Source organism: Picosynechococcus sp. NKBG042902 (assembly GCF_963864045.1).
Lineage (GTDB): Bacteria > Cyanobacteriota > Cyanobacteriia > Cyanobacteriales > MRBY01 > MRBY01.
In genome coordinates this window covers 1-9,879 of sequence record NZ_CAWLTV010000036.1, presented here as the reverse complement: position 1 = coordinate 9,879, position 9,879 = coordinate 1, and the positions used below count along the sequence as shown (strand labels likewise).

At 46.9% G+C, this 9,879-nt stretch carries 12 protein-coding genes; 4 read left to right on the top strand and 8 right to left on the bottom strand.

Annotated features, from left to right (window positions below; translation table 11 throughout):
* The coding region (locus tag AACR41_RS00630) for a MauE/DoxX family redox-associated membrane protein (protein ID WP_045442652.1) at positions 1-531 on the top strand (531 nt) is incomplete at its 5' end.
* Positions 532-692: 161 nt separating this feature from the next.
* Here the strand turns inward: AACR41_RS00630 and AACR41_RS00625 are convergent.
* The 6 genes from AACR41_RS00625 to AACR41_RS00600 form a co-directional block, all read right to left on the bottom strand.
* The gene (locus AACR41_RS00625; RefSeq protein WP_152551042.1) at positions 693-4,013 is read right to left on the bottom strand and encodes a hypothetical protein; all 3,321 of its coding nucleotides are present in this window, start codon (positions 4,011-4,013) and stop codon (positions 693-695) included.
* A 314-nt stretch (positions 4,014-4,327) separates the two neighbouring features.
* The gene (locus AACR41_RS00620) at positions 4,328-4,555 is read right to left on the bottom strand and encodes a toxin-antitoxin system HicB family antitoxin (protein ID WP_030008266.1); all 228 of its coding nucleotides are present in this window, start codon (positions 4,553-4,555) and stop codon (positions 4,328-4,330) included.
* Positions 4,556-4,972: a putative toxin-antitoxin system toxin component, PIN family gene (locus AACR41_RS00615; RefSeq protein ID WP_030008265.1), complete on the bottom strand. Its 417-nt coding sequence runs from the start codon at positions 4,970-4,972 to the stop codon at positions 4,556-4,558.
* Between the two features lie 24 nt (positions 4,973-4,996).
* A complete protein-coding gene (locus AACR41_RS00610; RefSeq protein ID WP_052349744.1) occupies positions 4,997-5,836 on the bottom strand; it encodes a DNA/RNA non-specific endonuclease in 840 nt (279 codons plus the stop codon).
* A gap of 74 nt (positions 5,837-5,910) precedes the next feature.
* Positions 5,911-6,198 carry a hypothetical protein gene (locus AACR41_RS00605; protein ID WP_138071152.1) on the bottom strand — a complete coding sequence of 96 codons (288 nt, stop codon included), beginning with the start codon at positions 6,196-6,198 and terminating at the stop codon, positions 5,911-5,913.
* Positions 6,199-6,283: 85 nt separating this feature from the next.
* Positions 6,284-6,556: a hypothetical protein gene (locus AACR41_RS00600; RefSeq protein ID WP_152551041.1), complete on the bottom strand. Its 273-nt coding sequence runs from the start codon at positions 6,554-6,556 to the stop codon at positions 6,284-6,286.
* 549 nt (positions 6,557-7,105) lie between these two features.
* Between AACR41_RS00600 and AACR41_RS00595 the strand changes: the two genes are divergently transcribed.
* The gene (locus tag AACR41_RS00595) at positions 7,106-7,312 is read left to right on the top strand and encodes a hypothetical protein (RefSeq protein WP_030008262.1); all 207 of its coding nucleotides are present in this window, start codon (positions 7,106-7,108) and stop codon (positions 7,310-7,312) included.
* On the top strand, positions 7,302-7,709 hold the full coding sequence (locus AACR41_RS00590; RefSeq protein WP_030008261.1) for a PIN domain-containing protein: 408 nt from the start codon (positions 7,302-7,304) through the stop codon (positions 7,707-7,709). Before AACR41_RS00595 ends, AACR41_RS00590 begins: the two co-directional genes overlap by 11 nt.
* Positions 7,710-7,725: 16 nt before the next feature.
* On the opposite strand, the gene AACR41_RS00585 is transcribed toward AACR41_RS00590, so the two are convergent.
* Together AACR41_RS00585 and AACR41_RS00580 are read right to left on the bottom strand one after the other, a co-directional pair.
* Positions 7,726-8,271 (bottom strand): hypothetical protein, encoded by a 546-nt coding sequence (locus tag AACR41_RS00585; protein WP_030008260.1) that lies wholly within the window; start codon positions 8,269-8,271, stop codon positions 7,726-7,728.
* Positions 8,216-9,154 carry a hypothetical protein gene (locus AACR41_RS00580; RefSeq protein ID WP_030008259.1) on the bottom strand — a complete coding sequence of 313 codons (939 nt, stop codon included), beginning with the start codon at positions 9,152-9,154 and terminating at the stop codon, positions 8,216-8,218. The genes AACR41_RS00585 and AACR41_RS00580 overlap by 56 nt, the downstream gene beginning before the upstream one ends.
* A 160-nt stretch (positions 9,155-9,314) precedes the next feature.
* Between AACR41_RS00580 and AACR41_RS00575 the strand changes: the two genes are divergently transcribed.
* Positions 9,315-9,704 carry a hypothetical protein gene (locus AACR41_RS00575; RefSeq protein WP_030008258.1) on the top strand — a complete coding sequence of 130 codons (390 nt, stop codon included), beginning with the start codon at positions 9,315-9,317 and terminating at the stop codon, positions 9,702-9,704.
* Positions 9,705-9,879: the final 175 nt, after the last annotated feature.

Sequence of the window (9,879 nt, the reverse complement as noted above, 5' to 3'; positions counted from 1 at the left end):
TATTCCTATACACCTGTGGCGGCTTTATTCTCCACTGCTGGTTTGATTGCTGCGGCGACATCGATCGGTGTTTCTGGTTTTATGGGTGTTTCTTTATCGATGTTGGCTTCCTTGAAGTTGATGGATATTAATTCCTTTTCGGAAAGCTTTGCGAAATACGATCTCGTGACTCAAAAGTTTAAACCCTATGGCAAGGTCTATCCTTTTGCGGAATTGTTGATCGGTCTGGGCTTTCTTTCGGGAATCGCTCCTTTAGCAACCGGTATCAGCTCTTTGGCAATTGGTATGAGTGGTGCGGTATCGGTTTTCAAGGCAGTTTATATTGATAAAATTGCGTTGAATTGTGCTTGCATTGGTGGGAATTCTAAAGCACCCCTAGGAATTGTGAGCTTTGCGGAGAATGCCATCATGGCGCTCATGGGAGCGACTCTCATTTTCTCGACCGTAAGTACTCGTCCAGTGGAAACACAATCGACTCTCTTCTTTCGAGAAGCGGCGATCGCCCAGGTTGAAGCGATGAAAAATAAGTAGACTGCCTCACAATAGTGCACGAGTCGCTTCTATTTTGATGAAATCCTTCTTCCAGAAGCGACTTTCTCCCGACGAGAAACCTTTTAATCATGAAGATTTAAGTATCTCAGGAGTATAGGGATATAAATCTAGTTTTTGTAGTGTTTTTAGCGCAGTAAAAATCATAAATTAAAGGCATCAACCCACTCAGAGCCAGCATAATTGTCGAACCACAGAGCAATTTTCCTGATGGTTTTGACGTTGTAGGCACGAATTAAACCCTCGATGACAGTTCTTGACCCATGGCAAAGCTCAATGGGTGCTTTTTGAGTTCTTTCTATGAGTGGAGGTAGTGGATCTGGCTCAGGTTCAAGATTACTACAACCAATATCCTGTAGTGAATTTAACGGCTGCACACACCCCCGATTATTATTATTTTCAAAAGGTGTGTGCAGACTATAAATCTCCTGTATCCACGGGGTTTCAGAGTTCATCTGTAACTCACCATACCGCTCAATATTTCGGGGTAATCGAGCGACTAAATCCGCTTTGGTGAGAGCTAAGTTATCTCCATCAAGACAATAGACTCGTATCCGGCGATTGTTCATCGTAATTTGCTTTGACTCAGTCCGTAAGCCAAAAATTCTGAGGAGTGCTCCAAAGTAGGCTGATGGGGTGGCATTTTTCCCGCAGGTCAGCCTAACTCCCATCAAAGCTAGTTCATCACGCTGACTCGCCAGAATCTGCGCGGCTTCTCTAACGATGGGGTGATTGGCATGCCACTCCTGGCCTGATAAAACGTGGTCAAGGATTTTGCCAATGCCGATATTTTCGAGGGTTTGAACCCTGAGGCTATGGTGGGAAATATCTTGCTGACAGACTCCACCCTTTTGTTTGTGGATGCTGGCTTGGTCGAGGGCCTGGGCAATTTGAGGGAAAGCTTGCATTTCTAGCTTTTCTAATTCCTTTCGCCGCCGCCCCTTCCGGTCTTTAAGGACATCATCAGCAGTGACTGTTTCGGGTTCAGATACACGCCAATCAGCCAGGTCAAATTTATAGAGCGATCGCCGTTCCACTTCTGTCAGTTCATCTTCCCTGTCTCGGTATTGTTTAGCCTGTTCTAGGGTGAGGTTATTGGCTTGGGCTGTGAGGGTTGCATCATGCTTTTTAAACTCGCTACGGATAGCAGCGACCCCGGCTATGATGTCTTTGACCTCATCCGCTGGAAGCTGACACAGTTCATAGTTGACGGTCTTTGTATCCCGTTCTAGTCGAGCCAGCAGGTCTGCCCGAAGGTGAGCCAGTGACCAATTCTTTTCCGCCTGGTAGTGGAAGTAGGGATCACCTGGATCAATCCAGCGCCACTCATCATCAAGACGACTTGCTTTTGCTTTAGCCAGTCGAGCTTTAAAACAAGCGTCTGGGGTGAGCTGATTATATTGATGGTTGGTTTCCTCTACCCAAATATAGCGAGGAACATTAAGGCGATAGCGGTCGAGAAACTGCATCAAATCAGCCGCAGTGAGGTTATCAGCCCAGCCATAGAGCAGTACCGCATCAAAAGCATCGGCAGTGATAGAAAAACCAGTACCAAGGATCGGGGAAACGGCGAATAGTCCCGGACGGTTTTGTCGTAACCATTGGTTAGGATTACTCAGAAAATCTTTGTACCCATGGGCATTGTCAGCATGGATAGCCATGGCACCGCAGGCATGGGCGAGAAGTTTTGCATCAGATTTACGGCTACAGAGAACCAAGACTCGCTGGCCTTCATCCTGTAACTGGTAGAACTTCTGCCACCATTGGGCTTCATGTTCAAAGACTGTATCAATTCGTTGTTTTTTGACATGTTCGACCTTAACGACAAAAGGCTTGCGGCCTGTATGTTTCTCAAAGAGTTTCACCTCAAAATCAGTGAGGTCAGCACTGACGCCGAGGGTCTCCTTAGCGCGGATAGTATCTTGCCAAAAATTTTGGATATTGGTTTGCCGTTGACCATCCCTGCCATGGGTGGCGGACATCAACAGGTTTTTAAGCTGTTGGTCAAACTCATCAATAAAGCAACCCGCACCCCGGTCTAGAAGATTATTGATCGGGCGGGTTAGGCTAAGGCGAGATTCAGAACAGTAGGCGAGGTGGTCGGTGAACTGGCCATGGCCATCAAACAATTGACCATTGTGAATAGTCAGATCAGTCCGGTAGGTAAAGCCCAATTTACCACCGCCATCAATAGCCAGAGCTTTTCGGTGGAATGGAGCAATGCCTCGGAGCCAAGCGTTAACATAGCGTCCCGCAAATTCCGTTTTGCCAAGACCTCGTGCTGCTTGGAGGAATACATCCCGAGACTGGTTGGTTAAGTCTCGCAGGGAAATATCACCCCGCTTGAGGGCTTCAAATTGTTCCTGGGAAAGTACCAAGTCAGCGGTGAGCTGGTCACTGGTTGCTAGTCTTTCCTTGGCTTTTCTTCGAGTTTCATCAAAGGCAAAGGGTTTAAGCCAATCCCAGGGCGATCTCCTCCTGTAGCGGCCAAAGTATTCATCACAGTCTTTTTTAGCCTTATCCCGCCACTGTCCCCAATCGGCGAACTTGATGACGGGGATGGCTTTCACCAGTTTGCCGTAGCCTGTATAGAGGTTTTTCTTCTTCAGATTCTGGCTATCAGCATCAGGAAGGAGGGTAAAACGCCAAACCTTGTCATAGACTCCTAACAATCGCTGGACAGATTGCTCCCCAAAAATACCCCCAGCCGCACCAATGAGGATGACTTGGGGACTATGCCGCCATTCGAGAAAGGCCCGGATTAGGGATTTGAGTGCTCCCTCACAGAATTTGATTTCGTAGGGTTGGCTTGGGTCAAACTGGGGCGATCGCCAAACGAATAAGGGATTTTCACCTGTTTCCTTGAGGTGGTTACGTCCGGCAAAAATGGCCCAGTCATATTTCCGTTGAGTACGGTCGTCTAAAGCTCGCTGGGCACCGCAGAACATTCTGGTGATGGAATCTAGCGCTGTGATGCCATAACCACCCTGACAGGCAAAGAGCCAGTGCTTAGAAAGGGCAAAGTCAATCTCAGCTTGGGTTAGTCCCCGCTGTAATAAATCAGCATTCTGAGTCGGGGTGAGTTGGGCCTTATAACCCAGAATTTTCTGATGGCGTTTTGGGATGGTAGGAAGACTAGCTAGTCGTTGTGCTTCTTTCGCCTGATGTTCTACCCTTAGACGTTGGAGTTCTGCTCTATGCTTATCTGCGTTAAAGCCTGGGCCTTGGTCGGGGGAGTAAAGACCCCAGAGGCCCTGGGAGGAATCGAGACCGTGGTAATGCCAGCCGGGAACATTCCCATCGGGCCAGACCATACAGAGGACAAGGTCTGAATTTTCTTTGGTGCGACACTTGCCGGAGGTGTCATGACAGACGGGACAGGGGTGATGACGCTTCGTCGGAATGAATTTTCCGGCAAAATTTAAGGAATTTCTATCGTCAAAAGTTCGCTGAGGGGTTAACATACAAGTACCCCCCGCTGATTCAGTTTTAATAATTGAGCGGTAAGTCCCCAGAGATGGGGCAAATGGATAACAGTCAAAAAGCCCTTCTTATCATTCCAATGTTTGGCGACGGCGGATGATTGAGGGGTTTTTTGCTGCCTCGGCAGCTTAGGCATGGTTTTTGATTCCCTTTTGGAGATATTCACCCGTAATTTCTACGAGTTTTAGTGTTAATAATAAAATTACTATAAATTTCTCGCCTTGGCACATCGATTTTTACTATATCCAGGGGGAATTGCCTACTCAGTTGTACGAAAAGGGATATGTTAATTTTTTCAGTCTTCAGTGGCAAAATGCTGATCAAGTTGATCCAACAGAGCTAGGCCGACTTGAGGGTCCCCCATAACCGCCATGGTTTTGAAGCGAGTATAGGCATCAAACTCCGCGAGGGCAATATTAGAAAATTCCTCCATGAGCTTGTTCAGACTGATCCCTCGGCTTTTTGCAAGTTGCTTGAGGCGTAAGTGTTTATCATCGGGTAAGCGAATTGTCAGGGTTGCCATTTAGAGTAGCTCCATGGGTCTGAGGATGGATAAATGGGGAAAGATTAATTCTGCACCTTGAAAGTCTTTGGTATTGTTCGTCACAATTATTGCTGCGTCTCCGGCGATCGCCAATTCAATCAAGTGATTATCTCCTTCGTCCTTTAGATTGGGTCGCCAGAGATAATAAACAGATATCCACTCGCATATTCTGATAAAGGCTGCCAGCAATGCCTGAATCTCTTGCTGATTTAAGGGAGATTTATCCATGATGTCTGCCCGATTGAGGAGAGACTCATATTCAGTGAAAAGTGTATTGCCCATTAAAGGCTGATATTTTCCCTGGAGACAAAGCCGGAGAGCCCTTCGACTATCTCCAGATGCACTGATTAGAGCACTGACAAAGACATTAGTATCGACAACAATACGGGTAGCCATACTTAAAAGGTAGCATATATGCCATCATTTTTGTAAGCCAAAATTTAAGCCACTCCACTGCTCTACTTCATGGACAGTGGTTTTACCCAGGCGAAAGTCAGTGCCGGATGGAGTGTCCTGGGGAAAGAGATAGGCTTCGAGTTTCCTGTCATATTGAATAATCCGCCAGAAATAATCAGGAATATCGTTCGGTTCGTCGGCATTGATTAGGCTGAGGGGCTGATTATCATAGGCGGTTCCCACGATCACATAAACCTCACCGTATTGCTTGACGAGATCTCGTTCATATTCTTCGAGTTCTTTCCAAGCGCCCCGGTTCAGGCTGGCTTTCTGGGGGGTAATGTTGCTGAGATAGTTAACCTGTTGCCAATTCTTACCCCGGAATGAGGCGAGGGGAGCTAGATGGCCCCGGTCATAGTTACCCCATTTGTAGGCTCCGCGAAAGTCTTCGGGTTCGAGGGTTTCATTACGGTGAATCTTAGGATCAGCCTCCCATTCCCGGTCTTGGTCAGAACTACCTGTCATAGTTTCCTGATCTAGTCTGTAGGCCACCCAGTCGGCGAACTTGGTATCGTCATTGGAACTGAGACAGTAGATATCCCGCACGATTAAATCGTTGGTGGCTGGGGTTCCTGTGGGTAGGCCATTGGGCAGATGTAAAGGGCAAGGGTCTGTGGTGTTAGTTGGTTTTGTGGCGCTCCCTACGGGAACAGCAGAGCTGAGCGCCTCATTGGGTTCGGTGGGGGGTTTGTAGTTTTGTGCGCCAAAAAAGATTAGGCCGATGCCGATTAGGATTGGAATTGCTCGGACGGGATGTTTAATGATGGTTGTGGTAAGGGCAAGTAACCGCTGAACTTCCTTCATAGCATACAAGTGAACTAAGGCTGTCTGATTAGACTATCACCCCACAAAAAAAGGGGGGAAGCCCCCCAGAGAAACTAACGGGCCACAGGCACCGAAACAACCCAGACCGGGCCAGAGACAGAGCAGACCCCAGGACGCACCCAGACCGGAACACCCACCAAGCGGGAAGCCCGGAACCCGAACCGAGCCGCCACCCCAGGAGAAGCGAACTCAGCCCAGACCACCGAACCAGAAAACGCCCGAGACGAAGCCCGCACCGACCAACCGACACAACCGCAGGACAGGGCAAGACCAGCAACCCGACGGAAGGGGACAAGAACACGAGAGCCAGAACGACCGACAGCAAAAGAACGACGAATCACGCCAAAAACCTCAGTAACGAAAGGACAAAAAAGAAAAGGGGGCGAACCCCCAGAACGACGGCTCGACTGAGCTCGCCGAAGTCAACTAGACAAGAACACCGGAGCGACGGAGCCGACCGACCCGGGCAGCAAGGGCACCACCGGAGAGAGGGCGACCAGACCGGGAGAGGAGCAGGCAACAAGACGACGGAACGACAGCAGCCCGCACCGCCAGGGAACAAGCAGGGCCAGAAACGACAGAGGGCGCAACAGCAGGACGAGACACCGCTGGGGGAACCGGAGCCGAGCCAGCAGAACCGGAACGACCAAAGACAACGAGAAACAAGACAGAAACGAGAAACCAACAGAACAAAAACACGGGCAAAACCCCCAAAAAACAACAACGCGGCCACACCGCAAGGGGTTTTCCTCCCCCGCTCAGTAACCTGTGGCTATTCAGTAACGACCAGCGGAAAGCCCGGAGTGCGCGAGGAAAATGCACTCTGGCCGCGCGGAAAGTAACCTTGCCAAATTACAAATAACGGTGCCTCTGGAAGTCGCGCATGAGGCCAGACCGAAATCAATATCAGCGTCGCAGCTCGGTATAGGCTTTGTAGCGGGTATTGAGCGGGGAAAATAGAAAACCTGTGTGGCCTCAATCACCTGTGGCGAGGGAGCGAACCTTTTGAGAATATTCAAGTTCGCCAGCATAAAGCCCCCTTGGGGGCACGTGCCTTCGCGACGTAGAGCGGTACGTTTATAAACCGCGCTTTGCGCACCATATTTTAGGGACTAGGGAAAAAATGAAAAATCCTTGGCCATGGACTAGAGCTGGAGGCCTGGGTCAAGGGCAAAGTAAAAATTATTGAGGTTTTCTGGACTGTGATACAGGCTAAACTGGATAGCATCCTCCCATTACTTCCGTATCATGCAAGCTATTGAGTTCAAAACGACTATCCACAATGGGATTGTGAATCTTCCTGCTGAATACACGCCACAACTTGAAGGGAAAACAATTCGGATTATTGTGCTGGAGGATTCTGAGGAGCCAACGCCCCCTCAGCGTCAATTTCAGGCGATCGCCCTCAATACTCAAGGTTTTAAGTTTGATCGGTTAGAGGCGAATGAGCGATAGGGTTTTTCTGGATACAAATATCCTGATTTATATCTACTCGCAGGATGAACCCCACAAACAACAACGGGCGATCGCCTGCACCCAAGCGCCACTCATTTGGATTAGTACCCAAGTTTTAAATGAAACGATTAATGTGCTGCGTCGCAAATTTAAGCTGGACTATAACCAAATTACTGATGTAGTCACTGAACTGACTCAGCAATTTCAAGTGGCGACAGTTTCGACTGAAACGATTAACCAAGCTTTGGGGATTGCCCAACGGTATCAATTTAGTTATTTCGATAGTCTGATTGTTGCGAGTGCCCTAGAATCTCGGTGTAGTCAGTTATTTAGTGAAGACTTACACAATAATCAGCGGATTTATGATCAGCTCACCATTGTTAATCCTTTTGTCTAACCCGGGGAATTTAGCATCATTGTCTTAAATCTGTGTTGTTGCAGATGTCGTTAATCGTCGCGGTTAATTTCTCTTTTTCTGCGGTTAGCTGGGTCAAACGATTTTGGAAGTTGAGATATTCGGCAGGGCTGCCCTGACCCCGCTGGAAGTAAATTTCAAAAAGTTGAAGGCGTTTTTGCTCGGCCATTAGTTCTGCTTCTAAGTCGGCTAGTTGATCAAGGCTGGCTTGGATTTGGTCGGCGATCGCCTGTTTTCTCATCTCAGTCCTGATATCAGCTTCGACTAGATTGAGGCGACTAGCATCGGCCTGGGCTTCGGTAGTGCGGATTTGTAGCTCGGCCCGTTGGCGATCGCCACCCCCAAAAAGATTTTGAATAATACCAATGGGATTAGGGTTTAACCAAGTAGTCCAGCGGCGATCTCGTTGGTAGTCGGCTGAGGCTTCAAGGTTTTCAAGGCGAGCTACTTCCACATTTTTAGTTTGGGCAATCAGTTGTAGGTCGGGGTCATTCTGGATCTGGCACTGGGTCAGGGTCGCCAAGTCGTAGGGTAATTTCGGCATTGATTGTGCCTTCGCTCTGCTCCAGCCACCTGATGCGGCGCACAGTGCCAGGGTAAGGGCTACGGACGGTAGAGACTTGGGCAAGGCGACTTTCCACATCGGCGAGTTTGGTATTGAGGTCACTGAGTTGGTAGGCACGGCTGCGCTGTTGGTTCTCGAACTCCAGGAGTTGTTGCTGGTAGGCGAGGGCGTTGGCATTGGCTCGTTCGATACGTTCGGCGATCGCCAGGGAGGAGAGATATTCTTGATGCTGCCGCTGGGCCTGGGCATCCTTGAGGTTGGCGATCACCTTATTGAGTTCTAGTTCAGCAGTCTGTTGGTCAATCTTAAGGGTTTTGAGTTTGGCTTTCTCGTGGGTGACAAGCAAAGGCTCATTGAGTTGGGCAATTTCTTCAATGAGGGATTTCTGGTCGGCAACTGCTAATTTGGCTAATTCTAATTTGGTGGTGGCCTGGGCGATGTTAGCTTTATAGGTTTCGTAACTGACAGGAGGCAGCCCTGGGGTTATGGGAACAGCACGGGGGGCCAAAGGTGGTGTGACTTTAAGGGTTTCGAGGCGGGCGATCGCCAATTCTAATCGCTGTTTTTCTACCAGAAGGCGATCTCGATCCTGGGGGCGATTGGCAATGACTTGATTGATGCTGATTTCATCCCCTTCCTTTACCTTGAGGTCATCGAGTTCAGTGAGTTTGACTTTGAAGGTATAGCGACTGGGGCTGTTGGCGATTTCTTCAGTTATCTTCAGCTCGTCATCCTCTTGCTGTTGGGCGATGGAACCCAGGGGTAACAGGAACGTCCCAAAACTCATAAAAATCACCATTACCGAAAACAGGTAGCGGACAGGTTCACTGGGCTTGAGTTTTTGTGCGGCAAAATTCAGCATTATTTTCTGGTGTAAGACAAAAATTCTTGGCAGCAATTATTTTCTAAATTCATGATCTCGTCTGTAGCATCTTCAATTTTTTGTGAGTTATACTGTTAATGCCATATAGTTTTTATTATCATATAATTTTTTATAATTTTTCTAAAGCTAAAAATAAAAAATGACAAAAGATTTCCTTCTCAGAATTGAAGCAACTTCTAAAGAAAAATTTATATCTCAAAATAGAGAATTGATTAATTTTTTAGAAAGCAAACAAGTATATTATGAAATAATTGAAGATGAAATTTCATTTGGCATAAATCAAGAAGATTTTTTTCTGATTTCATTTAGCTTTGTTGCCAACACTGTATTGTCTGGAATTGCTTGGGATTTAATAAAAGATTTTGTCATATATATTTTAAAAAAAGTCTCTTTATATCATTTAAAAGAAGGTAATATAACAATGTTATACAGACATGAGAATGACATAAAAGAAATTAAAATCAATTGTTTAAAAAGTGATATAAGTGTCACCTTTCCTGATGGTACAGAAATTAAAATTAAAAGATAATTATCCTGAATTATTATTACTATTAATCATTAAATTTAGTCTTTTTCTAAAATCAATAAAATGCAAAATTTAAAACTTAGCAAGAAAGAATATGAGCTTCCCGATCTACTAACTTTAGAATTAGTAAATAATAGCGAAAAATTTTATATCAAACTAATCGAAAAATATCCAGAAT

Excerpts from the sequence above, each read along its gene's own strand:
- AACR41_RS00580 (WP_030008259.1), bottom strand. The coding sequence starts at position 9,154 with ATGCTGAATTTTGCCGCACAAAAACTCAAGCCCAGTGAACCTGTCCGC.
- AACR41_RS00615 (WP_030008265.1), bottom strand. The coding sequence starts at position 4,972 with ATGGCTACCCGTATTGTTGTCGATACTAATGTCTTTGTCAGTGCTCTA.
- AACR41_RS00575 (WP_030008258.1), top strand. The coding sequence starts at position 9,315 with ATGACAAAAGATTTCCTTCTCAGAATTGAAGCAACTTCTAAAGAAAAA.
- AACR41_RS00590 (WP_030008261.1), top strand. The coding sequence starts at position 7,302 with ATGAGCGATAGGGTTTTTCTGGATACAAATATCCTGATTTATATCTAC.
- AACR41_RS00595 (WP_030008262.1), top strand. The coding sequence starts at position 7,106 with ATGCAAGCTATTGAGTTCAAAACGACTATCCACAATGGGATTGTGAAT.
- AACR41_RS00625 (WP_152551042.1), bottom strand. The coding sequence starts at position 4,013 with ATGTTAACCCCTCAGCGAACTTTTGACGATAGAAATTCCTTAAATTTT.
- AACR41_RS00620 (WP_030008266.1), bottom strand. The coding sequence starts at position 4,555 with ATGGCAACCCTGACAATTCGCTTACCCGATGATAAACACTTACGCCTC.
- AACR41_RS00610 (WP_052349744.1), bottom strand. The coding sequence starts at position 5,836 with ATGAAGGAAGTTCAGCGGTTACTTGCCCTTACCACAACCATCATTAAA.
- AACR41_RS00585 (WP_030008260.1), bottom strand. The coding sequence starts at position 8,271 with ATGCCGAAATTACCCTACGACTTGGCGACCCTGACCCAGTGCCAGATC.